The 23,585-nt window shown below is 72.9% G+C and carries 16 protein-coding genes; 12 read left to right on the top strand and 4 right to left on the bottom strand.

The window, feature by feature from the left end; translation table 11 throughout:
- Nucleotides 1-91 precede the first annotated feature (91 nt).
- The gene (locus tag AC54T2_RS04225) at nucleotides 92-1,375 is read right to left on the bottom strand and encodes an ABC transporter substrate-binding protein (protein WP_186339665.1); all 1,284 of its coding nucleotides are present in this window, start codon (nucleotides 1,373-1,375) and stop codon (nucleotides 92-94) included.
- A 172-nt stretch (nucleotides 1,376-1,547) separates the two neighbouring features.
- On the opposite strand from AC54T2_RS04225, the gene AC54T2_RS04230 reads away from it, so the two are divergent.
- The 3 genes from AC54T2_RS04230 to AC54T2_RS04240 all read left to right on the top strand — a co-directional run bounded on the left by AC54T2_RS04230 (nucleotide 1,548) and on the right by AC54T2_RS04240 (nucleotide 4,940).
- Nucleotides 1,548-2,432, top strand: coding sequence for an SMP-30/gluconolactonase/LRE family protein (locus tag AC54T2_RS04230; protein WP_496665605.1), 885 nt, complete (start codon nucleotides 1,548-1,550; stop codon nucleotides 2,430-2,432).
- Between the two features lie 284 nt (nucleotides 2,433-2,716).
- On the top strand, nucleotides 2,717-3,853 hold the full coding sequence (locus tag AC54T2_RS04235) for a lipid II:glycine glycyltransferase FemX (RefSeq protein ID WP_241005267.1): 1,137 nt from the start codon (nucleotides 2,717-2,719) through the stop codon (nucleotides 3,851-3,853).
- A 7-nt stretch (nucleotides 3,854-3,860) separates the two neighbouring features.
- Nucleotides 3,861-4,940, top strand: coding sequence for an alanine racemase (locus AC54T2_RS04240; protein WP_186339666.1), 1,080 nt, complete (start codon nucleotides 3,861-3,863; stop codon nucleotides 4,938-4,940).
- Here AC54T2_RS04240 and AC54T2_RS04245 read toward each other — a convergent pair.
- Both AC54T2_RS04245 and AC54T2_RS04250 read right to left on the bottom strand, forming a co-directional pair.
- Complete coding sequence (locus AC54T2_RS04245) at nucleotides 4,851-6,176, bottom strand: hypothetical protein (RefSeq protein WP_496665606.1); 1,326 nt, start codon at nucleotides 6,174-6,176, stop codon at nucleotides 4,851-4,853. The genes AC54T2_RS04240 and AC54T2_RS04245 overlap by 90 nt on opposite strands.
- An 8-nt stretch (nucleotides 6,177-6,184) precedes the next feature.
- Nucleotides 6,185-8,536 (bottom strand): transglycosylase domain-containing protein, encoded by a 2,352-nt coding sequence (locus AC54T2_RS04250; RefSeq protein ID WP_489976399.1) that lies wholly within the window; start codon nucleotides 8,534-8,536, stop codon nucleotides 6,185-6,187.
- A gap of 72 nt (nucleotides 8,537-8,608) precedes the next feature.
- Between AC54T2_RS04250 and AC54T2_RS04255 the strand changes: the two genes are divergently transcribed.
- From AC54T2_RS04255 to mgtA, 3 genes are all read left to right on the top strand, one after another.
- On the top strand, nucleotides 8,609-9,217 hold the full coding sequence (locus tag AC54T2_RS04255) for a PadR family transcriptional regulator (protein WP_496665607.1): 609 nt from the start codon (nucleotides 8,609-8,611) through the stop codon (nucleotides 9,215-9,217).
- A gap of 104 nt (nucleotides 9,218-9,321) precedes the next feature.
- Entirely contained in the window at nucleotides 9,322-10,404 is a 1,083-nt protein-coding gene (locus tag AC54T2_RS04260) for an inositol-3-phosphate synthase (protein WP_186339670.1), read from the top strand.
- Nucleotides 10,405-10,609: 205 nt separating this feature from the next.
- The gene (gene mgtA / locus AC54T2_RS04265; protein WP_496665608.1) at nucleotides 10,610-13,201 is read left to right on the top strand and encodes a magnesium-translocating P-type ATPase; all 2,592 of its coding nucleotides are present in this window, start codon (nucleotides 10,610-10,612) and stop codon (nucleotides 13,199-13,201) included.
- Nucleotides 13,202-13,393: 192 nt separating this feature from the next.
- Here the strand turns inward: mgtA and AC54T2_RS04270 are convergent, their stop codons facing one another.
- Nucleotides 13,394-14,806 (bottom strand): CCA tRNA nucleotidyltransferase, encoded by a 1,413-nt coding sequence (locus AC54T2_RS04270; protein WP_489976478.1) that lies wholly within the window; start codon nucleotides 14,804-14,806, stop codon nucleotides 13,394-13,396.
- A 92-nt stretch (nucleotides 14,807-14,898) separates the two neighbouring features.
- On the opposite strand from AC54T2_RS04270, the gene AC54T2_RS04275 reads away from it, so the two are divergent.
- From AC54T2_RS04275 to trxB, 6 genes are all read left to right on the top strand, one after another.
- Nucleotides 14,899-17,184 carry a DUF6049 family protein gene (locus AC54T2_RS04275; RefSeq protein ID WP_496665609.1) on the top strand — a complete coding sequence of 762 codons (2,286 nt, stop codon included), beginning with the start codon at nucleotides 14,899-14,901 and terminating at the stop codon, nucleotides 17,182-17,184.
- Nucleotides 17,181-18,821 (top strand): murein biosynthesis integral membrane protein MurJ, encoded by a 1,641-nt coding sequence (gene murJ, locus AC54T2_RS04280; RefSeq protein WP_496665610.1) that lies wholly within the window; start codon nucleotides 17,181-17,183, stop codon nucleotides 18,819-18,821. Before AC54T2_RS04275 ends, murJ begins: the two co-directional genes overlap by 4 nt.
- A gap of 53 nt (nucleotides 18,822-18,874) precedes the next feature.
- Entirely contained in the window at nucleotides 18,875-20,914 is a 2,040-nt protein-coding gene (locus AC54T2_RS04285) for a hypothetical protein (protein WP_496665611.1), read from the top strand.
- A complete protein-coding gene (sigM, locus tag AC54T2_RS04290) occupies nucleotides 20,911-21,579 on the top strand; it encodes an RNA polymerase sigma factor SigM (RefSeq protein ID WP_496665612.1) in 669 nt (222 codons plus the stop codon). The genes AC54T2_RS04285 and sigM overlap by 4 nt, the downstream gene beginning before the upstream one ends.
- 89 nt (nucleotides 21,580-21,668) lie before the next feature.
- Entirely contained in the window at nucleotides 21,669-22,403 is a 735-nt protein-coding gene (locus AC54T2_RS04295) for a hypothetical protein (protein WP_496665613.1), read from the top strand.
- 96 nt (nucleotides 22,404-22,499) lie between these two features.
- Complete coding sequence (gene trxB, locus AC54T2_RS04300; protein WP_496665614.1) at nucleotides 22,500-23,519, top strand: thioredoxin-disulfide reductase; 1,020 nt, start codon at nucleotides 22,500-22,502, stop codon at nucleotides 23,517-23,519.
- Nucleotides 23,520-23,585 lie beyond the last annotated feature (66 nt).

Genomic DNA, 23,585 nt, shown 5'->3' on the forward strand with positions numbered 1-23,585 from the left:
GCTCCTCTCGTGGGTGGGGGCCGGTGCCCCGGGCCGGGGAGGTCGTCGGGACCTCCCCGGCGGAGGCGTCCGTGCTGGACGGGGACATCGGTCAGGACAGGCTCTCGACGGCCTGCTCGAACGTCGCCCACGACTTGTCCGGCGAGGTGCCTTCGTCGACGCGCTGGATCGCGGTGAGGAAGAGGCCGAGGATGTCGGAGTACTTGTCACCCTTGTAGGGGTGGCCGGGCTCCACCGCGGCGGCCCGGTTGGCGAGGATCTGCGCGGTGGGAGCGTCGTTGAAGTAGGGGTCGGTGATGTTGTCCGCGGCGAGGGACTCCTGCGCCCCGATGTTGGCCGGGTAGTTGCCGGCGGCCTCGAAGGCGGCGAGCTGCTGCTCGGTGTCGGTCAGCCAGTTGGCGAGCTCCTTGGCCTCCTCCTGGTGCTCGGACTGCATCGGCACGGCGAGGTAGGACCCGCCCCAGTTGCCGCCGCCGCCCGGGAAGGCGTCGACGAAGTCCCAGCCCTCGACGTCCGGAGCGGCCGACTTCACGTTGGAGAACATCCAGCCGGGGCAGGGGATCGTGGCGAAGCCGTCGTTCGTGAAGCCGGCCTCCCAGTCCTCGTCCCACTGCACGACGCGCGGGGAGAGGGTGTCGACCTTGCTGGTGACGGTCTCCCAGACATTCTGCAGCTCGGGGTTGTTCACCTCGACCTCGTTGTCCTCGGTCTGGAAGGGGAACTCGGTCTGGTTGAGCATGGCCTGGGCGATCGCCCCGCTCGAGTCGAACCACTTCGTCCCGGGCAGCTCCTCGGTGAGCTGCTCGCCGGCGGCGAAGTAGCTGTCCCAGCTCTCGAAGACAGCCTTGACCTCCTCGCGGTCACTCGGCAGCCCGGCCTTCTCGAAGAGGTCGGCGCGGTAGCAGAAACCCTCGGGTCCCGCGTCGGTCGGGTAGGCGACCTGCTTGCCGTCGGCGGTCTGGCCGTTCTCGTACGCGTACTCAACCCAGCGGTCGTCGAGCGAGGGGTCGGTGAGGTCGGCGAACTGCTCGGAGGCGCCATCGGTGAGGAACTGCGGCATCGCGTCGCCCTCGATCGCGATGACGTCGGTCAGGCCGTCACCGGCCTGCAGGGCCTGGGTCATCGTCTGCTTCCACGGGTCCCAGTCGGCGATCTTGGTCATCTTGACCGAGAAGGGACGCTCGGGGTCGGCGTTCCACTGCTCGATGAGCGCGTCGTAGCCGAAGTCGCTGAACGTCGTGATGGTGAGGACGTCGTCCTTGCCGAGCGAGGCCTGGCTCGCGTCGGAGTCGCCTCCGCAGGCGGCCGTGGTGCCGGCCACGAGTGCCAGGGCGGCACCGACGGCGGCCTTTCGTCGAGTGGTGGAGTGGCGCATGGTCTGGTGCTCCTCGCGGTCGAGCCGATGGTGGAATCGGTTCCACCGTTGTTGCCGTGAAACTATGACCGCCATCACACACAGCGTCAAGGGCTGCGCGTGCACCAGCTGAGAACGCCGCCGGGGAGCGCGTGCAATCGGTTCCATTCAAGGACCCCTCTCTCTAGGATTCGTGCGTACGCCCACCCCCGTCCCAGTTCCGGAGGAAGCCATCCGAGCCGCGCAGCTGACCGACGTCGTCACGCACCACGGAGAGGGCATCTGCTGGGACCCCGCCCTGTCGCGGCTGCGCCTGGTCGACGTCTCCGAGGGCGACCTCCTCACCCTCGACGGGGAGCGCCTCGAGTCACGCCTCGACGTGGGTGCTGTCGTGGGGGCGTGGCGTCCCCGCACGAACGGGGGCGTCGTGGTCGCGACGGACGACCGGTTCGTCCTGCTCGACCCCGCGGGCGCCCTCGAGTGGACCTCGCCCTCGCTGTTCGGCCCCGGTCGCCGCATGAACGACGGAGGGTGCGATCGGCGGGGGCGGTTCTACTGCGGCTCGATGGACGTGCATGCGATGCCCGGACAGGGCACCCTGTGGAGGCTCGACCCGGACCGCACGGTCTCGCCGGCGATCACGGACCTGACGATCCCCAACGGGCTCGTGTGGTCCGTGGACGGGACCCGCGCCTTCCACGTCGACACCCCGCGGGGCTCGATCGACGTGCTGGAGCACGACGGCGACACCGGGGCCCTGGCGAACCGGCGACCGGTGGCGCACGTGTCCGGGGGGGACCCCGACGGCATGGCGCAGGATGCGCACGGGGGTCTCTGGGTCGCGTTGTGGGGCGGGTCCGCGGTGCACCGCTACTCCCTCGACGGCACGCTCACCGCGGTCGTCGAGGTGGATGCGGTCCAGGTGTCGTCGTGCGCCTTCGGCGGACCGGGCGACACCCATCTCTACATCACCACGTCCCGACAGGGCCTGGGTGAGTCCGAGGACCCCGCGGCGGGTGCGGTGTTCTGCGTCGACGTGGCCGTCGAGGGAGCACCGGTCGCGGCGTTCAGCGCGTGAGGGGCCGTCGACGCAGTGCCCGGCACGGTGGTCGCGGCGCCGGGTGAGCCGTCGTGGCGGGGGCGCGGACAGCTACGGGTCCGAAGCACCCCGGGGCCGACCTCGACGATGCGTTGGGGAAGTCCGAGGTTTCTCCGACGATCTCCCTGGGTACACCCGTTCGGGGGTGCCCCACGGGAAAAGGGCGGACGCCGTGCAACCGATCCGTTGTGGCGTGCGTCTCTCCTGGCGAAGGGACCAGACACGCACGGGGGTCGTGTCTGGTCCCTTGTAGCCTTGCCGGGGTGACGACCCCCCTGACGCTGCGCCCGATCTCCGCGCTGCAGCACCGAGACCTGATCGCCAGCCGGTCGTCCGCGAGCTTCCTGCAGACCCCGGCCTGGGCGAGCGTGAAGGCCGAGTGGCGCGCCGAGTCGATCGGCTGGTTCCGCGGCGACGAGCTCGTCGGCGCGGGCCTGGTGCTCTACCGCCAGCTGCCGAAGGTCCGGCGCTACCTCGCCTACCTGCCCGAGGGCCCGGTGATCGACTGGTCGGGCGACGACCTCGCCGACTGGCTGGCGCCGATGGTCGCGCACCTCAGGCACCAGGGCGCCTTCGCGGTGCGGATGGGACCGCCGGTCCTCACCCGCCGCTGGTCGGCCGAGCAGGTCAAGGCGGGGATCGCCGACCCGGCGGTGCACCGCCTCGGCGACGTGCCTCCGCTCGAGCGCACCCAGCAGGGTGCCCGGGTGGTCGCCCAGCTCCACGAGCTCGGTTGGCAGCATCAGTCGGCGGCGGGCGGCTTCTCCGCCGGTCAGCCGCAGTTCAACTTCCAGGTCCCGCTGGTCGACGACGAGGGCCGCCCGCGCACCGAGGCCGACGTCCTCGCCGGGATGAACCAGCTGTGGCGGCGCAACATCAAGAAGGCCGACAAGGCGGGGGTCGAGGTGAGCCCGGGCCAGCGCACCGACCTCAAGGCGTTCCACGACCTCTACGTCCACACTGCCGAGCGCGACCACTTCACCCCGCGCCCGCTGTCCTACTTCGAGACGATGTACGACGCCCTGGCCGCCGAGGACCCCGGCCGGATCCAGGTCTGGCTGGCGCGCCACGACCACGACCTGGTCGCGGCGACCATCGGCATCCGGGTCGGCACCCACGCCTGGTACTCCTACGGCGCCTCGTCGACCGAGAAGCGCGAGGTCCGCGGCTCCAACGCCGTGCAGTGGGCGATGATGCGCGACGCGCTCGGCGCGGGCGCCCACGTCTACGACCTGCGCGGCATCACCGAGACCCTTGACGCCGACGACCCGCACCTCGGTCTGATCCAGTTCAAGGTCGGCACCGGTGGCCAGGCGGTCGAGCACGCCGGCGAGTGGGACCTGCCGCTCAACCGGGCGATCTACAAGGCCTTCCAGCTCTACCTGGCGCGCAGGGGGTGAGGCGCGGATGAGCCTGACCCTCACGGTGGACGGCGAGCGGTGGCGCTCGCACCTGCTCCGCACGGTCCGCGACCACCCGGGCATCGTCCCGGTCGCCAAGGGCAACGGCTACGGCCTCTCGCTCCCCCGCCTCGCCCGGCGCGCGCAGTGGCTGGCCGACCACGCCGACGAGACCGGCGCGCCGCTCGACACCCTCGCGGTCGGCACGTACGACGAGGTCGAGCCGGCGGCGAGCCGCTACTCCGGTGACCTCCTGGTGCTCACCCCCTGGCGCCCGTTCGGCGCGGCCCTCGACCTCGACGCCCGCACCGCCTCGCGCGTCGTGCACACCGTCAGCCGCCCCGACGACCTGGTGGCGCTGCGCGAGCGCGACCCCGGCGCCCGTTTCGTCCTGGAGCAGCTCACCTCGATGCTGCGCCACGGCATGACCCGCCGCGACCTCGCCACGGCGGCCGCGACGCTGGGCACGGCGCGCAGCGGGCTGCGCGGGGTGGCCATGCACCTGCCGCTCAACACCACCTCCCACCTCGGCGAGGTCAACCGCCTCATCAACGAGATCGTCGCGTCCGGGCTGCCGACCCGCACGGTCTTCGTCTCCCACCTCACGCGCGCCGAGCTCGCCGCCCTGGCCACCACCTATCCCGACTTCACCGTGCGCCCGCGCATCGGCACCGACCTCTGGCTCGGCGACCGTGGCGCCCTCTCGGTCACCGCCACGGTCCTCGACGTGCACGAGGTCGAGCGCGGCGACACCTTCGGCTACCGGGGCCGCAGCGCGCCCAAGCACGGCCACATCGTGGTGGTCAGCGGTGGCACCGCCCACGGCATCGGCCTCGAGGCCCCCACCGGCGACCAGTCGCTGAAGGCGCGGGCCGCGACGCTGGCCCGCGGCGGCCTCGACGCCGTCGGCTTCGTACGCTCGCCGTTCTCCATCGACGGCAAGCAGCGGCTGTTCGCCGAGCCGCCCCACATGCAGGCCTCGATGCTGTTCGTCCCCTCAGGGGCGCGCGTCCCCCACGTCGGTGAGGACATCGAGGTGCGGGTGCGCTTCACCGCGACGGACTTCGACCGCGTCGTCGTCGACTGACCCCGGCGGCCGCCAGCCGGCGTCGTCGTCCGGCCCGTCGACGGGCCCGGACGCGGCGTCACGCAGCACCGCACCGATGAGCCAGAGCAGACCGAGGACCCGCAGCAGCACCGCGACCCAGTAGGCACGGCCGTCGTCCGACACGGTCGGCTCCAGGGCCAGCCCGACGTACCAGCCCGTGATCACCCAGCTCACCAGGTGCAGCCCCTGCCACACCAGCAGGTCGCGCCAGCGGCGGACGGCCAGCGCGGCCAGCGGCAGCAGGAGCAGCGTCGACTCGGGCGGGGCCGACGGCGCCACCACCAGGCCGGCGGCCAACAGCACCAGCCCGGCGCGCGCGGTCGTCATCGCCGTGGGCCGGCCGGCCCGGCGCACGAGCCACCACGCCGCGGCCGCCGCGAGCGCGAGGACGCCCACCTGGCCGAGCGTGCGGACCGTGGTCGAGGCGCCGATGCCCGTCTGGTCGAGCAGCAGCCAGATCGAGCCGATGTCGAGATCGGGCCCCGTCACCCGGCCGGGCAGGGTGAGGACGACGTAGGCCGCACCCGCCGCGAGGAGCGCGTCGACCCGGTCGCGCAGCCGTCCTCCGACGGCGAGCACGCCCACCAACGCCAGCGCCACAGGGAGCGCGAACGCCGCCCCCACGCCGGCGCCGACCCCCGCCAGCCACGGACGCCCGGAGGTCCAGCCCCACAGCAGGACGGCGACGCCCACGGCTGCGACGAGCTCCCACGAGAGCCAGTGGACGAGCAGCACCGGGCCGAGCGCCCAGCCCGCGGCGGACCACGGCCGCCGGCGGTCGACCCGCACGAGGAGCGCCGTCGCCAGCAGGGCCAGCGCGGCGAGGAGGACCGCCAGCCCCGCGGTGGTCGCGACGGTGCCCGAGCCGGGCAGCACCGCGGTGGCGCGCTCGACCCCGTCGGTGAGCCAGGCGGCCACCCGCGGCGGCGACCCGGCGTCGACCGACCTGCCGGCCAGGTCGGTCCAGCACAGCTCGGTGAAGGGCTGGTGCTCGTTGCCCCAGCCCGTGGGCACGCAGGCCGTCTTGGCCAGCATCCCGGCGGCGAGGGTGACCGCGGTGGCGCCGGCGAGCACCCGTGCGGCCGACCACCAGGGGTGGCCGGCGGCGTGCGCTCCCAGCGGACCGCCCGCGACCTCCGACATGGCCGCCGCGACCGGGTCGACGCGCGTCGGCGCCTCGACGGGCTCGGGCTGCTCGGGCTGGGCGCGGTCCACGGCCGGGGTCAGGGTCGGACGTCGGCCAACGGGGAGCGGGGCTGGAGGCGCCCGCTCGGCGGGGGGACGCCCGGCGTGGGCGGCGTCTCGGGTGGCAGCGTCGGGATCTCGGTCGGCAGCGTCGGTGTCTCCGTGGGCACCGGAGTCTCGGTCGGCAGCGGCGTCTCCGTCGGCGTCTCCGTCGGCGTCTCGGTGGGAGTCTCCGTGGGGGTCTCGCTCGGCTCGCTCGGCTCGAGGGTCGGCGACGGCGTGTTGGACGGCTGCGGCGTCGAGGAGGACGGCGGCGGCGGGGGCGGCGTGTACTCGTGGCCGTCCTCGGGCGCGTCGCCGTCGACGAAGACCGGCTCGGGGAAGTCCTCGACCTCCTTGCCCTCCATCACCCGCTGCATGATGTCGGTCCACGTCTTGGCGGGGTAGTTGCCGCCGAAGTAGCCGGACTTGCCGTCCGAGCTGGTCGGCAGCCACAGGTCGGCCCCGTCGGGTCGCGGGACGTCGAGGCCCTCACGGCCCCGGCCGCGGACGTACATGACGGCGGTGGAGACCTGCGGCGTCATCCCGACGAACCACGAGGAGGAGACCTCCTCCTTGTCGTTGGTGGCGGTGCCGGTCTTGCCCGCGGCCGGGCGCCCCAGCGCGAGCGCCTCGGTGCCCGACCCGGACTCGACGACCTTCTGCAGCGCGTAGGTCACGTCGGCCGCGATGTCGGGGTCCACCGTCTCCTTGCTCCGCTCGCTGGCCTCGTAGAGCACCTCGCCGCTGCGGTCGACGACCTTCTGCACGACGTGGACCTCGTTGCGCACCCCGCCGTTGGCCAGGGTGGCGTAGGCGTTGGCCATGTTGATCGGGCTCACCTGCGCCGTGCCGAGGGTGACGCCGATGTTGTCCTGGAAGTCGATCGAGCTGCGCGGGATGCCCCAGCGCTGCGGCTCGTTGCCCGGGATGCCGAGGTCCTCGGCGGCCTGGATGACCTTCTGCGGGCCGCCGTCCATCGAGTCGACCATGTCGACGTAGGCGGTGTTGATCGAGTTCTCGGTCGCCTCGAGCATGGAGACCGCAGAGCCGTAGTCGGTGTCGCCCTGGTTGCCGAACTCGGTGCCGGCGATGTCGATCGGGCTGTTGCCCTCGAAGGTGTCGTTGAGGGAGTAGCCCTCGCGGATGGCTGCGACGTTGGTGGCGGCCTTCATCGTCGAGCCCGCCATGCCGCCGGCGACGGCCCAGTTGATCTGCGACTCGAGGTAGTCCTGGCCGCCGTAGAAGCCGAGCAGCTCGCCGGTGGCGGTGTCGACGGTGGCGGCACCGACGTGCAGGTCCTTGTTGCCCGCGGGGCCGGGCATCCCGGCGTCCGGGCGCTGCGCGGTCACGGCCTCCGCGACGTCGCTCATCACCTCGGGGTCGAACGTCGTGGTGATCCGCAGGCCGCCGCCGTCGATCTCGTCCTCGCTGGCGATGTTGCGGGCCAGCAGCTCCTGCTTGACCAGCGAGAGCATGTGGCCGCGCTGCCCGCCGTACTGGCTCTGGGCGGCGATCTTGGGGAACTTGGGCAGCCGCTTGACCGCCTTGTCGCGCTGCTCGGGGTCGATGGTGCCCATCTCGGCCATGCTGTCGAGCACGTAGGCGTAGCGGCCCTTGAGGTCCTGCCGCGCCTCCTTGCCATTGGCGGGGTCGTACTTGGAGGGGTTGTTGAGCACCGTGGCCAGGACGGCTGACTGGCGCAGGTTGAGCTTGCTGGCCGGGCGGTCGAAGTAGGCCTCCGCCGCGGCCTCGATCCCGTAGGCGCCGCGACCGAAGTAGATGGTGTTGAGGTAGCCCTCGAGCACCTCCTCCTTGCTCAGCTGCTGCTGGATCTTGAGCGAGACGACGGCCTCGCGGATCTTGCGCTTGTAGCTCTGCTCGCTGGTCAGGTAGAGGATCTTGACGTACTGCTGGGTGATCGTGGAGGCGCCCTGTCGGGCGTTGCCGCGGGCGTTGGAGAAGAGCGCGCGGGCGATGCCCTTGGGGTCGAGGCCCTTGTCGGTCCAGAAGGTCTGGTTCTCCGCGGCGACGACGGCGTCCTGCATCGTCTCGGGCATCTGCGACAGCGGGATGGAGACCCGGTTCTGCTCCTCGTAGTAGGTGCCGAGCTCCTGCTCGCCGTCGCGGTAGTAGACGAAGGTGGTCTGGGACTCGAAGTCCTCGTTGGGCTCGGGGATGCTGATCGCCTGGTAGAGCACGACCACCACGCCGCCGAGGACGATGGCTCCGACCACACCGAGGACGGCGAGGACCTTGGCGATCCTGGCCGCTCGCTGCTTCCCCGTACGCCGCGGCTGGGGCCGCCGGGTCTGGGCCTTGCCGTCGGCCCTCCGCTTCTTCACACTCACGCGGCAAGGGTAAGGGGAACGCTCAGGGCATCCCGATTCGTCGCCAGCGGATATATCGGTACGATAGGTCACATGGCACGCCGCGGGGACACCATCGAGCTCGCAGTCCTCGGACTGCTGCACGAGGGACCCATGCACGGCTACGAGCTGCGCAAGCGGCTCAACCTGATGCTCGGCTGGGGGCGCGTGCTGTCCTACGGCTCGCTCTACCCCGCCCTCAAGAAGATGCTCCGCGCCAACCTCATCACCGAGGTGAGCACCACCACCACCACGACGAGCCGCCGCCCGCGCATCGTCTACGAGGTCACCCCGGCCGGCAACGAGCAGTTCCAGCGCCTGATGTCGGAGGTCGGACCCACGGCGTGGGAGGACGACAACTTCGACATCCGCTTCGCCTTCTTCTCCTCCACCGACATGGAGATCCGCCTGCGGGTCCTCGAGGGTCGCCGCTCGCGCCTGCAGGAGCGGCTGGCCCGCGTCCAGGACGAGCTGGCCCGCACCCAGGCCGAGGTCGACCGCTACGCCGGCGAGCTCCAGCGCCACGGCGTGGAGTCGGTGGAGCGCGAGGTCCGCTGGCTCTCCGACCTGATCCGCGCCGAGCGCGGCGACGAGGCCGGCGGCTCCGCGGCCGCCCAGGCGCTCAACCAGTCGGCGCGGCCCACCACCGAACCCCTGCACTGAGCACCTTCCCCCAGCACCTGCACCGAGCACCACAGCACGGCACAGCAGCACGACCAGCAGCACCGACCAGCAGCCGGGAACACCAGAAAGAGAAGGAGACCCCCATGGGTTCTGTACGAGTAGGGATCGTGGGAGTCGGCAACTGCGCCACGTCCCTCATCCAGGGCGTGGAGTACTACAAGGACGCTGACCCCACCGGGACCGTGCCGGGGCTCATGCACGTCGTCTTCGGTGACTACCACGTCAAGGACGTCGAGTTCGTCCTCGCCTTCGACGTCGACGACAAGAAGGTCGGCAAGGACCTCTCCGAGGCCATCGACGCCTCGGAGAACAACACGATCAAGATCTGCGACGTCCCCACGCTGGGTGTCGAGGTCAAGCGCGGCCCGACGATGGACGGTCTCGGCAAGTACTACCGCCAGACCATCGAGGAGTCGGCCGCCGAGCCGGTCGACGTCGTCCAGGCGCTCAAGGACGCCGAGGTCGACGTCCTGGTGTCCTACCTCCCGGTGGGCTCCGAGCAGGCCGACAAGTTCTACGCCCAGTGCGCGATCGACGCCGGCGTGGCCTTCGTCAACGCGCTGCCGGTCTTCATCGCCTCCGACCCCGAGTGGGCCAAGAAGTTCGAGGACGCGGGCGTCCCGATCGTCGGCGACGACATCAAGAGCCAGGTCGGCGCCACCATCACCCACCGCGTGATGGCCAAGCTGTTCGAGGACCGCGGCGTCGCGCTGGACCGCACCTACCAGCTCAACGTCGGCGGCAACATGGACTTCAAGAACATGCTCGAGCGCGAGCGCCTGGAGTCCAAGAAGGTCTCCAAGACCCAGGCCGTGACGTCCAACCTCAAGGGCGAGCTCGCCGACAAGATCAGCGACCGCAACGTCCACATCGGCCCGTCCGACTACGTCGCCTGGCTCGACGACCGCAAGTGGGCCTACGTCCGCCTCGAGGGCCGTGCCTTCGGTGACGCCCCGCTCAACCTCGAGTACAAGCTCGAGGTCTGGGACTCCCCCAACTCGGCCGGCATCATCATCGACGCGGTCCGCGCGGCGAAGATCGCCAAGGACCGTGGCATCGGCGGCCCGATCCTGCCGGCCTCGGCCTACCTGATGAAGTCCCCGCCGGTGCAGATGGCCGACGACCTCGGCCGCGCCGAGCTGGAGAAGTTCATCAGGGGCGAGTGACCCCGGCGTCCCCGGACGCCAGCACCACCCAGCACGACCCAGCACCACCAGCGGCCCCGCGGCCGGTCTCCGGACCCGCGGGGCCGCTGGCGTGTCCGCTGCGCCCGCGCCACGTCCGGCGCGCGGGGCATGTCGCTGCGGCGCGCGTCGGCGTACCGTGAAACGACACGGCACCGCACGGCACCGCACGGCGAGGGGCTTGCGCATGGGGGAGGGCGACCGACCCGCGGCCGCGGTGCCTGAGGCGTGGTGGGCGCTGCCCGACGACGACCTCCTCACCTCCCTCGGCAGCACCGACGCCGGCCTGGCCGCCGACGAGGCCGCGCGTCGGCTCGAGTCGGCCGGTCCCAACCGGCTCGCGCCCCCGCACCGGGTCTCCTGGCCCCTCGCCCTGGCCATGCAGTTCACCGAGCCGATCACCCTGATCCTGGTCGTCGCCAGCCTGATCTCCCTCGTGCTGCACGACGTCACCGACGCGGTGATCATCCTGACCATCGTCGGCCTCAGCGGCGTCCTCGGCTTCTGGCAGGAGCACCGGGCCTCGCTCACCGTCGCCCGGCTGCTCGCGCTGGTGCAGGTCCACGCCGACGTGCTCCGCGGTGGCGCCGAGGTCGAGGTGGCCCTCGAGCAGGTGGTGCCCGGCGACGTGGTGGTGCTGCACGCCGGCGACGTGGTGCCGGCCGACTGCCGGCTGCTGAGCGCCGACGCCCTCCAGGTCGACGAGTCCGCGCTGACCGGGGAGACCTTCCCCCGGCACAAGCGCCCCGGGGCGACGTCCGCCGACGCCTCGCCGGCCGACCGGCACGCAGTCCTGCTGCTCGGCTCCCACGTGGTCAGCGGCCGCGGCCTCGCGGTGGTGGTGGCGACCGGCGCCCGGACCGAGCTGGGCCGGTTGTCCGAGCGCCTGGAGCAGCAGCCCCCCGCGACCGGGTTCCAGCGAGGGATCCGTCAGTTCGGGCTGCTGCTCGCCCGGGTCACCGCCGGGCTGGCGCTGGTCATCCTGCTGCTCAACCTCGTGCTCGAGCGACCGTTCGTCGACTCACTGCTCTTCTCGCTCTCGCTCGCGGTCGGGCTGACCCCACAGATGCTCCCCGCGATCATCGCCGTCAGCCTGTCGGCCGGGGCGCGGCGGATGGCGCGCGATCGGGTCGTCGTACGCCGCCTCGACACCATCGAGGACTTCGGCGCGATGGACGTGCTCTGCACCGACAAGACGGGCACCCTCACGGTCGGGACGACCCGGCTGCACGCGGCGGTGGACGCCGACGGCGCGCCGAGCGACCTCGTGCTCGCCCTGGCGTCCCTCAACGCCGGGCTGCAGACCGGCTTCGTCAACCCCGTCGACGCGGCGATCGTGGAGCGGCGCCGCCCGGACCCGGACCACCGGGCGGTGGCGGAGCTGCCCTACGACTTCGAGCGCAAGCGCCTCGGCGTGCTGGTCGACGGCCCGACCGGGCGGCAGCTGGTGTGCAAGGGGGCGTACGCCTCCGTGGCCGACGCCTGCGCCGGCGTGGACCGCGCCGCGCTCGACGCCCGGTTCGCCGCGCTCAGCAGCCAGGGCTACCGGGTGCTCGGCCTGGCCCGGCGGCCGATGCCGGGGGCCGAGGACCTCCGCGCCGACGACGAGCGCGAGATGGAGTTCGTCGGCTTCCTGGCGTTCGCCGACCCGGCCAAGCCCGGTGCCGCCGACGCCCTGAGCGAGCTGCGGGAGGCCGGGATCAGCGTGCCGATGATCACCGGCGACAACCACCTCGCCGCCGCCCACATCGCCAGCCAGGTCGGGATGGACACCGCGACGGTGCTGACCGGCGACGACATCGACGCGCTGGACGACGCCCAGCTGGTCGGCCGGGTGCGCGACGTCGAGGTCTTCGCCGAGGTCGACCCGCTGCACAAGGAGCGGATCATCAAGGCTCTGCGCGACAGCGGGTCGGTGGTGGGCTACCTCGGCGACGGGATCAACGACGCGGCCGCGCTCCACCTCGCCGACGTCGGCATCTCGGTCGACACCGCGGTCGACGTGGCCAAGAGCGCCGCCTCGATCGTGCTGCTGGACAAGGACCTCGCGGTGCTCGGCCACGGCGTCCGCCTGGGGCGGCAGACCTTCGCCAACACCCTGAAGTACGTCTTCACCACCGTCAGCGCCAACTTCGGCAACGTCGCGAGCATGGTGATCGCCTCGGCGTTCCTACCCTTCCTGCCGCTGCTGCCGCGCCAGATCCTGCTGCTCAACTTCCTCTCCGACATCCCGAGCACCACCCTCGCCGTCGACCGCGTCGACCCCGAGCAGCTGGCCCGGCCCCAGCACTGGGACCTGCGCTTCGTGCGCGACTTCATGGTGGTCTTCGGACTGCTGAGCACCCTGTTCGACCTGCTGACCTTCGCGGTCCTGCTGCAGGTCTTCGACGCCGGCTCGACGCTGTTCCGCTCGGCGTGGTTCGTCGGGTCGACGCTGACCGAGCTGGCGGTGCTGATGGTGCTGCGCACCCGACGCGCCGCGTTCCGCAGCCGGCCGGGGCGCGCGCTCCTGCTCTCCTCGCTCGCCGTCGGGCTGCTGACCGTGGCCCTCCCGTTCGTGCCCGGCGTGTCGGAGGTGCTCGGCCTGGAGTCCCTGCCCATGGCCGTGGTCGGCGCGCTCCTGCTGATCACCCTCGGCTACGTCGTGGCGGCGGAGCAGCTCAAGCGCCACTTCTACCGCGCGGCGAATCGACCCCGGCCCGTGACCCCCCGCGGGCGGCACCAACGGTTGCTGCACGTCGTACGCGAGCACGGCGGGACCCGCGCGGGTGGGCGGTGACGGCGGTGCCCCGGCCGGAGGGGGCGTGGCGGGCGCGGACCCGAAGGGGGCGTGGCGCGTACTTGGTGGGGAAGTCTGACACCTGGAGGGGGTTGCAACCCCCTCCGAGTGACGGAGTCCCCGCTCGAGCGGGGACTCCGACAGGGGGACCCGACAGAGGCCGACAGGTCGGGACGAGCACGACGCCAGGCGCTACCCCTGGCGGGCGGCCCACCACGCGCGGAGGGCCGCCTCGGCGGCCTCGCGGGACATCGGGCCCTCGTCCATCCGCAGCTCGAGGAGGTGGCGGTAGGCCTCGCCGACCTCGCGGCCCGGGCCGATCCCGAGGACCTCCATGATCTGGTTGCCGTCGAGGTCGGGCCGGATCGAGGCCAGCTCCTCCTCCTCGGAGAGCCGCGCGATGCGCTCCTCGAGCGAGTCGTACGTGCGCCGCAGCCGGTCGGCCTTGCGCTGGTTGCGGGTGGTGCAGTCGGCGCGGGTCAGGATGTGCAGCCGCTCGAGCTGGTCGCCGGCGTCGCGGACGTAGCGCCGCACGGCGCTGTCGGTCCACTCGCCCGAGCCGTAGCCGTGGAAGCGCAGGTGCAGCTCGACGAGGCGTGAGACGGCGTCGATGTCGTGGTTGGAGAAGCGCAGCGCCTGCATCCGCTTGCGGGTCAGCTTGGCGCCCACCACGTCGTGGTGGTGGAAGGTCACCACGCCGCCGGGCTCGAAGCGCCGGGTGCGCGGCTTGCCGACGTCGTGCATCAGGGCCGCGAAGCGGGACACGAAGTCGGGGCCGCCGCCGAGGCGGTGCTCGAGCTCGATCGACTGCTCGAGCACGGTGAGGGTGTGCTCGTAGACGTCCTTGTGGCGGTGGTGCTCGTCGCGCTCGAGGGCCAGGGCCGGCAGCTCGGGCAGGACGTAGGACGCCAGGCCGGTGTCGACGAGGAGCGTGAGGCCGAGGCGGGGGTGCGGGGCGCACACCAGCTTGACCAGCTCGTCACGCACCCGCTCGGCGGAGATGATCTCGATCCGGCCCGCCATCGCGGTCATCGCCTCGACGACGTCGGGCGCGACGGTGAAGCCGAGCTGGGCGGAGAACCGCGCGGCGCGCATCATCCGCAGCGGGTCGTCGGAGAAGGAGTCCTCGGGGGCGCCGGGAGTGCGGAGCACGCGCTCGGCGAGGTCGACGATGCCGCCGAACGGGTCGACGAACTCACGGCTCGGCACCCGCACCGCCATCGAGTTGACGGTGAAGTCGCGCCGCCCGAGGTCGCCCTCGAGGGAGTCGCCGAAGTCGACGTCGGGCTTGCGGGAGGAGGCGTCGTAGCTCTCCGAGCGGTAGGTGGTGATCTCGACCTGCCACGGCCCCTTGCGGCAGCCGATCGTGCCGAAGTCGCGGCCCATGTCCCACACCGCGTCGGCCCAGCCCGACACGAGCCGCTCGGTCACGTCGGGGTGGGCGGAGGTGGTGAAGTCGAGGTCGTTCTGCAGCCGACCGATCATCGCGTCACGCACGGGACCGCCGACCAGCGCCAGCTCCTCGCCGGCGTCGGCGAACAGGGTGCCGAGCTCGTCGATGACCGACCCGATCCGGTCGAGCTCGTCACCGACCCGTCGCTGGATCTCGACGATCGTGAGGGGCTGCAGTGCGACGTCGGACACGACAGGCCAGTCTACGTGCCGGGCCGACGGGGCCGAGCAACTAGCATCGGGGCGTGCCCCGCCCGTCGTCGTTCCGTGCTGCCCTGGCGGGCCTCCTGACCGTCGGCATCGCCGGCGCCGGGCTCACCGCACCCGCTCCGGCGGCCCCCGCGGCCCTGTCGGACCCCCTCGTCGTGCACATCGACACCATCAGTCCGGTGCTGCCCCGTCGCGGTGACGTGGAGATCTCCGGCACCGTCACCAACGTCAGCGACGACACCTTCACCCGGGTCAACCTGCACGCGTTCTCCTCCGAGCTCCCCATCCTCGACGCGGCCAACCTCGCCGCCTCGGCCACCATCGACGCGACCGAGTACGTCGGCGAGCGGGTGACGGTGCCCGGCACGTTCGACACCATCGAGGAGCTCCCGCCCGGAGCCACCGCCGAGTTCAGCGACTCCATCCCCGTGGAGCTCCTGGCCACCTCCGGAGAGCCCGGCGTCTACTGGATCGGCATCCACGCCCTCGGCGACGGGGCGGTGCCGCGCGACCTCGTCGCCGACGGCCGCGCCCGTACGTTCATCCCCCGCCTGCCCACCGGCGACAGGGTGCAGGAGGCGGCGGTGATCCTGCCGATCCGCAGCCGCGTCTGGTTCGCCGAGGACGGCTCCGTCGCCGGCACCGAGCGGTGGGCCCGCCGCCTCGCCGAGGGCGGCAGTCTCGACGGCGTGCTCGACATGGCCGAGTCGGCCGGCACCACGCCCCACAGCTGGCTGGTCGACCCCGCCGTGCTGCTCGCCCTCGCCCGCCTGGCGGCGGGCAACCCCCCGCGAGACCTCGCCCCCGACCCCACCGTGCCCGGCCAGGAGCCGACACCGGTCGAGCCCGGCGGGGAGGAGACCACCGACCCCGCGGGCGAGACGGGGAGCCCGACCGACGCGGCGCCCACAGACGAGCCGACCGAGGGCGAGGCCGCGCTGGCCGCCGCCGCCGCGGCGTGGCTGGATCGCTTCCGGGGACTGGTTGCCTCGACCCCGGTGCTGACCCTTCCCTACGGCGACATCGACGTCTCGGCGGCGGTCCGCCACGACCGCACCCGCCTCGACCAGGCCGTCGCCCGTGCGGCCGCCGTCATGTCCGAGCTCGGGATCCCCTCCCAGCCCACGGTGGCGCCCGACAACGACGTGCTCAGCCCCGAGGCCCTCGCCGCGGTCACCGCGGGCACGGTCGTCCTGCTGGGCGACAACGCCTTCGAGATCCCACCGACCAGCCCGACCTCGGTCGTGCGGCTCCTGGGCCACGAGGTGGTCGTCACCAGCACCGGCGCCGAGGCGGGCGGCCCGGGCCCCACCCCCGCCAACGACCCCCTCGCGCTGCGGCAGCGCCTGATCAGCGAGGCGGCCCTCCGGCTGGACTCCGACGACACCGCGCCCCTGGTCGTCACCCTGCCGACGGTGTGGCGTGGCGAGGACGCGGCGTCGTTCTTCACCGACCTCGAGCAACGCTGGCTCGAGGTGGTGCCGGTCGACGAGATCGCGAGCCGCCCCGCCAAGGGTGTGCCGGCCGCCAGCCTGACCTACACCGAGGAGGACCTCGCCGCCGAGATCGGCGGCTCCGTCTTCGCCGCCGTCTCCCGGGCCACCGCGGCCGCCACCCTGCTCGAGCAGGTGCTCGTCCCCGTGACGACCATCGAGGCGACGGTGCTCGACGAGGTGCTCGTGTCGCTCTCCCAGCAGCACAGCGAGCAGCAGGGGATGGCGCGCACCGCGGCCAACCGGATCGAGGAGTCCCTGCAGGCCGACCTGGGCAGGATCGGGATCGAGGCACCGCCCGCGGTGACCCTCTCCGGCGACTCCGGCCCGCTCGGCGTCACCCTCGTCAACGGCCTCGACCAGCCGGTCGAGGTGCGGGTGCAGGTGCGCACCGACGGCGCGCTGACGCTCAGCGGCGGCGGCGTACGACGCCTCGGTCCCGGGGCGCGCAGCGTGGTGCGCTTCGAGGCCACCACGAGCCGCGCCGGTGTGCACAAGGTCCAGCTGGCGGTCACCAGCCTCGAGGGCGTACCGCTCGGCGCGTCCGACGAGCTCCCCATCCGCGCGGCCCGGGTGAGCGCGCTCATCTGGATCGTCATGGCCCTCGGCGGCCTCGTGCTGTTCGGGATGGTCGGCTATCGGCTGCCGGGCCAGATCCGGGCGCGGCGCGCGCAGCTCGCGGCAGACCAAGCCGCAGACCAAGCCGCAGACCAAGCCGCAGACCAAGCAGCCGAGCGCGAGCAGGCCGACGCCGACGACCCACCCGACGAGCCCGACGACCAGCGGGACGAGCCCGCGCCGCAGTCCCCCGTCGGGGAGCGTTCGTGAGCGACCAGCGGGTCCTGGCCAACTCGGCCGTGATGGCGGCCGGCACGATCTTCTCCCGCGCGTCCGGATTCATCCGGAGCGCGCTGCTGGTGGCCGCGCTCGGCGCGGGGCTGCGCGGCGACCTGTTCACCATCGCCAACACCCTGCCCAACATGGTCTACATCCTGCTGGCCGGCGGCATCTTCAACGCCGTGCTGGTGCCGCAGCTGGTCCGGCGGATCACCGACGACCCCGACGGCGGCGACGCCTACGCCAGCCGGGTGATCACCCTCTCGGCGCTCTTCCTCGGCTCCGTCACGGTGCTGCTGGTCGTGCTCGCACCCCAGCTGCTGCGCCTCTACCTCGACGGCCGCCTCCTCGCCCCCGACCGGGTCGCGCACCTGGAGTCGATCGTCGACCTGACCCGATGGTGCCTGCCGCAGGTCTTCTTCTACGGCATGTACGTCCTGGTGGGCCAGGTGCTCAACGCCCGCGGTCGCTTCGGCCCGATGATGTGGGCGCCCATCGCCAACAACCTCATCTCCGTGGCGATGCTGCTGGTCTACCTCGTGGTCTGGGGATCGGTCGGCGACGGCCCCGAGCAGTACGCGCCGCTCGGCACCGACCAGGAGGTGCTGCTCGGCCTCGGCTCGACGCTGGGCATCGTGGCCCAGTTCGTGGTGCTCGTGCCCTACCTCCGGGCGTCGGGCTTCACCTACCGCCCGCGCTTCGACTTCCGCGACCCCGAGCTGCGCCACACCCTGTCGCTCGGCATCTGGACGGTCCTGTTCGTCATCGTCACCCAGGCGGCCTACCTCGTCGTGGTCAGGCTGGCCTCCGGCGGCACGGCCGGGGGCGGCGACGGCACCGGCTACACCGTCTACAGCAGCAGCCTGCTGATCATGATGGTGCCGCACTCGATCATCACCGTGTCGCTCGCCACCGCGATCCTGCCCCAGCTCTCCGTGCACGCCCACGACGGCCGGCTGCGTGACCTCGGCAGCACCGTCGGCTCGACGCTGCGCACCGCGCTCGCGCTCGTGCTCCCCTTCGCGGTCATCCTGCCGGTCGTCGCCGGCGACGTGGCCGGCTTCGCGTTCGGGTGGGGCGGCGGCGCCGACACCGCCGCCAGCTTCGCTCCGACCCTCGCCCTCTTCGGTCCGGCGCTGGTGTTCTTCACCATCCACTACTTCATGCTGCGCGGCTTCTACGCCATGGAGATGACGCGGCTGGTCTTCTTCATCCAGGTCGCGGTGTCGGCCACCAACGTCCTGGTCGCCACCGTGCTGGTGCCCTCGCGCCCGGCCGAGGAGACGGCGCCGATGCTCGTCGTCGCCTACCTGGCGTCGTACGTCGTGGGCGCGGTGGTGAGCTTCACCCTGCTCCGGCGCACGGTGGGCGGGCTCGAGACGCCCCAGCTGCTCCGGTTCCTGGTGCGGATGGCCGTGGTGCTCGCCTTCGCGGGCGCGACGGCGTGGCTGGTCGGGCTCGCCCTGGCCGACCTCGGTGAGCGTCCCGGGCCCCTGGTCGGGCTGGTCCGGGGCGGGGCCAGCGCGCTGGCCGGGTTCGTGGTCGTGCTCGGCGGCGCCCGGTTGCTGCGCATCCGCGAGGTGACAACCGTGCTGGACACCGTCGCGGCGCGCCTCCGGCGCGGGTGAGACTGCCTAGAGTGGACCCGCAACCGGACGTGTGAGGAGAGGTGGGGTGAGCGGTGGCTGCGTCGATGCAGGCCGGTGACGTCCTCGCCGGGCGCTACCGCCTCGACGACCTCCTGGCCGAGTCGGGTGCCGGCCGGTTCTGGCGGGCCCACGACCTCGTGCTGCACCGCCCGGTCGCCGTCCACATCCTCGGCCGCGACGACGACCGCGCCCAGCCGCTCCTCGAGGCGGCGCGGCGCACCGGCCCGGTCATCGACCGGCGGCTGCTGCGGGTGCTCGACGCCGAGGAGGCCGACGGCCGCTGCTTCGTGGTCAACGAGTGGGGCCAGGGCGACTCCCTCGACATCCTGCTCACCCGCGAGGGGCCGATCGCCCCCCGCCGCGCCGCCTGGCTCGTCGCCGAGGTGGCCGACAGCCTCGTCGGGGCGCACGAGGCGGGGCTCGCCCACGGCTGCCTGACCCCCGAGCACGTGCTGGTCGACCAGCACGGCCAGGTACGCATCATCGGCTTCGGCGTCGAGGCCGCCCTGCGCGGCCTCCCGCCCGGTCGGGCGCAGGTCGACGACGTCGACCTGGTGGGGCTGCTCTACTGCGCGCTCACCGGCAAGTGGGCCGGGGTCTCCCCCTCCGCCCTGCCTCCCGCACCCGAGGTGCACGGGCGGGTGCTGCGCCCACGGCGGGTCCGCGCCGGCATCCCGCGGATGCTCGACGCGCTCTGCGACCAGGTGCTCAACCCCCAGCGCGAGGACGCCCCGCCGCCCTCGGCCCGCACCGTGCGCGACCTGCTCCTCGAGCACGTCGGGGAGACGACCGGCACCCACGTGCCCGCCCACCCCCTCCACGCCGTGCTTCCCATCGCCACCTCGTCGCCGCCCACCGTCTCCGGCGCGCCGCCCACCCCCGTCCTGGCCCCCGACCTGGCCCCCGACCTGGCCCCCGACCTGGCCCCCGACCTGGCCCCCGGGGCCGCCACCCACACCGCCACCGAGGTCGAGGACGGCACCCGCACCGACGTCGAGCTGGTGGTCCCGTCCGGCTCGGACACCGACACCGAGGTCGCCCCCCGGGTCGGTCCCGCGGCCGACGCCGACCCCGGGTCGCCGCCTGCCGACGCGTCGGCGCCCGCTCCCGATCCCGCTCCCGCTCCGTCGGTGACCGACCTGCCCACCGAGGCCGGGATGCCGGTGTTCCACGACGACGACGAGGTCGACTGGCTGCGTGCGCGCGCGGAGCGGCCCGCGCCGCCGCCGCCGCTCGACGAGCCGGAGCCCAAGCCGCTCTTCGCCCCCGACCCGCCCGACGGTCAGCCCGTACGCCGCCCGCGCCCCGGCAGCCGGGCCGTCACCGACTCGTCCTACTGGCCGTGGGACTCGGGCCCCAACACCGACTCCGGCGTACGTCCGCTCGGGCGCGACACCGGGTCGTGGGCCTCCGGGTCGTGGTCGGACGACCGCTGGGACACCGGCGACGTCGACGACACCGGCGACCAGGTGCCCGGACGCCGCTGGATCCGGCTCGCGCTGATCATGGGCATCTGCCTGCTCGTGGGGGTGGCCGCCGTCGCCGCCTACCAGCTCGGGCTCAAGCCGCCCACGCCCGGCTCCGGCGACGAGCCGACCGCCACGGCCAGCCCCAGCGTCGCCGAGCCGACGGCCTTCGCCCACCTGAGTGCCGTCGACTTCGACCCGCAGGGCGCCGCCCCGCAGGAGGAGAACCCCGACTCGGTGCCCAACGTCCTCGACGGCGACCCGGCCACCTCGTGGTCGACCTCGACCTACGAGCAGAACTTCGGCCCGGCCGGCCTCAAGACCGGGGTCGGCCTCGTCGTCGACCTCGGCGCCACCAAGGCGGTGCGCCGGGTGGTCGTCTCCACCACCGGCGGACAGACCTCGCTCGCCGCCTACGTCACCTCCGAGCCGCCCACCGGCGTCGCCGAGCTCACCCCGGTCGGCACCGCCTCCGGCACCGGCGACCTGACGGTCGACCTCGACGAGGCGGTGTCCGGGCGCTACGTCACGGTCTGGCTCACCCTGCTGCCCCAGGTCGACGACGGCTTCCGCGGCACGATCACCGAGGTGCAGGTGCTCGGGTGAGGACCGCCGCGAGCGACGAGCGCTCCGACCAGGCGCTGCTGCAGGCCCACGTCGACGGCGACGCGGAGGCGTTCGGCGTGCTGTTCGCCCGCCACCGCGACCGCCTGTGGGCGGTCGCGCTGCGCACGATGGGCAACCCCGAGGACGCTGCCGACGGACTCCAGGACGCCATGATCGCGGCGTTCCGTCGCGCCGGCTCCTACCGCGGCGAGGCCGCCGTCACGACCTGGCTGCACCGGGTCGTGGTCAACGCGTGCCTCGACCGCATCCGGTCGGCGCGGATCCGGCGCCTCGAGGCGCTGCCCGACGACGTCGAGGACCGCGGCACCGTGGTGGCCACCGCGGTGCGCGACGACCGGCCCGACGAGGTCGCCGTCGACTCCGAGCGCCGTCGGCGCGTGCTCGACGCGCTCGCGACCCTGCCCGCCGAGCAGCGCGCCGCGCTCGTGCTGGTCGACATGGAGGGCTACCCCGTCGCGGAGGTGGCCCGGATGCTCGGGTGCGCGGAGGGCACGGTGAAGTCCCGCTGCTCGCGCGGACGCACCAAGCTGGCCGGGATCCTCGCCGACCTCCAGCACCCCGCCGGTGACCCGCCCCACGGGAACCCGCCGCCCGACGGTCCCGTCCAACCGAGCGTGCGGCCGCGGGGACCGCCCGCGCCCTGACCCCGTTCTCCGATCCCGACCCTGGTCCGTGACCGGGTCGCCCGACCCCGACCGTGACCACGCCGCGCCGCCCGAGGAGGTGAGCCCCGATGCCCGATCCCTCCGGGCTGCCACCCGAGCAGGAGGCCGTACGCCGTCTCCTCGCCGACGCGCGTCACGACGAGTCCACGCCTCCCGAGGTCGTCGCGCGCCTCGACGACACCCTGGCCTCGCTCGTCGCCGAGCGCGGTGCGGACGCGACGGCCGCGTCGTCGCCCGGGAGGATCGTCGACATCGGCTCGCGCCGGCGGCGCCGCGCCGGGATCGGGCTGCTGGCCGCCGCGTCGGTCGTGGTCGCCGGGGTCGCGATCGGCCAGGCCCTCCCCCGTGACGGCTCCGACGACGCCAGCGCCGGGTCCTCCTCCCAGAGCTCGATCGCCGGGGCCCCCGCGCCGAGCCGCGACCCGAGCTCCCGTGACAGTGCCGACGACGGGGCCGACGACGGGGCCGGTGCGGCCGAGTCCGCGCCGGAGTCGCTCAAGAGCGGCGGTGCGACGGCGTTCGCGGGTCGTCCCACTCTCTCCTCAGCGGACTCCCGCCTCGACGACGAGCTGTTGGCGCTGCGCCCGCAGGCCTCCGCCCGGCACCGGGTGGTCGGCTCGCCCGACGCCGTCGACGGCTGCGACCTGCCGGACCTGGGCCGTGGGCGCCGCCTCCTCGTGGAGGTCGACGGCCAGCCCGGCGTGGTGGTGTTCCGTCGCCCCGACGGCGCTGCCCAGCAGGCCGAGGTCTACGTGTGCGGGATCACCGACCCGGTGCGCACCCTCACGCTGCCCGCGCCCTGAGCGCCCCTCCGCTGCGGAACAACACTCCCCTACGATCCGTTGAGGATGGCGTACCGCCCACCCCCCAGTCGATCCCGCAGGAGTCACTGACCACTCATGAGCACCAGCACCGAGACGCGCAACGTCATCATCATCGGCTCGGGCCCCTCGGGCTACACCGCCGCCGTCTACGCGGCCCGCGCCTCGCTCAACCCGCTCGTCCTCGAGGGCTCGGTCACCGCCGGTGGCGCGCTGATGAACACCACGGAGGTGGAGAACTTCCCCGGCTTCCGCGACGGCATCATGGGTCCGGCGCTGATGGACGAGATGCGCGCCCAGGCCGAGCGGTTCGGCGCCGAGCTGGTCTCCGACGACGTCGTCGAGGTCGACCTCACCGGTGATGTGAAGGTCGTGAAGACCACCACTGAGACCTACACCGCGCGCGCGGTGATCCTCGCCACCGGCTCGGGCTACCGCAAGCTCGGACTGCCCAACGAGGAGGAGCTCTCCGGGCGCGGCGTGTCGTGGTGCGCGACCTGCGACGGCTTCTTCTTCCGCGAGCAGCACATCGCGGTGGTCGGCGGTGGCGACTCGGCCATCGAGGAGGCGACCTTCCTGACCCGCTTCGGCTCCAAGGTCTCGCTGATCGTGCGCCGCGACGAGCTGCGCGCCTCCAAGATCATGCAGGAGCGGGCGTTCGCCGACCCCAAGCTCGAGATCGAGTGGAACTCGGTCGTGGAGAGCATCAACGGCAGCGACCGTCTCGAGTCGATCACCCTCAAGGACACCGTCACCGGCGAGACCCGCGAGCTGCCCGCCACCGGGCTGTTCATCGCGATCGGCCACGACCCGCGCTCGGAGCTGCTCACCGGGCAGGTCGACCTCGACGGCGACGGCTACGTGCTGGTCCGGCACCCCTCCACGGCCACTAACCTGCCCGGGGTGTTCGCCGCCGGCGACCTGGTCGACCACCACTACCGCCAGGCGATCACCGCCGCCGGCACCGGCTGCTCGGCCGCGCTCGACGCCGAGCGCTACCTCGCCGAGCTCGACCACACCGGGGCGACGGCCCGCCAGGCCCAGGACGACGTCGCGATGGACGCGCTCACCGACCAGGTGCAGACCGCCGGCCTCTGAGGCGCGCCCGGGAACATCTGCCCCCGACCCCGTGTTGGGACAGCACTGACTTCCGTCGCATCAACA

It is taken from the genome of Nocardioides sp. Z35_8, assembly GCF_059621125.1.

Excerpts from the sequence above, each read along its gene's own strand:
- AC54T2_RS04225 (WP_186339665.1), bottom strand. The coding sequence starts at position 1,375 with ATGCGCCACTCCACCACTCGACGAAAGGCCGCCGTCGGTGCCGCCCTG.
- AC54T2_RS04240 (WP_186339666.1), top strand. The coding sequence starts at position 3,861 with ATGAGCCTGACCCTCACGGTGGACGGCGAGCGGTGGCGCTCGCACCTG.
- AC54T2_RS04255 (WP_496665607.1), top strand. The coding sequence starts at position 8,609 with ATGGCACGCCGCGGGGACACCATCGAGCTCGCAGTCCTCGGACTGCTG.
- AC54T2_RS04260 (WP_186339670.1), top strand. The coding sequence starts at position 9,322 with ATGGGTTCTGTACGAGTAGGGATCGTGGGAGTCGGCAACTGCGCCACG.
- mgtA (WP_496665608.1), top strand. The coding sequence starts at position 10,610 with ATGGGGGAGGGCGACCGACCCGCGGCCGCGGTGCCTGAGGCGTGGTGG.
- AC54T2_RS04295 (WP_496665613.1), top strand. The coding sequence starts at position 21,669 with ATGCCCGATCCCTCCGGGCTGCCACCCGAGCAGGAGGCCGTACGCCGT.
- trxB (WP_496665614.1), top strand. The coding sequence starts at position 22,500 with ATGAGCACCAGCACCGAGACGCGCAACGTCATCATCATCGGCTCGGGC.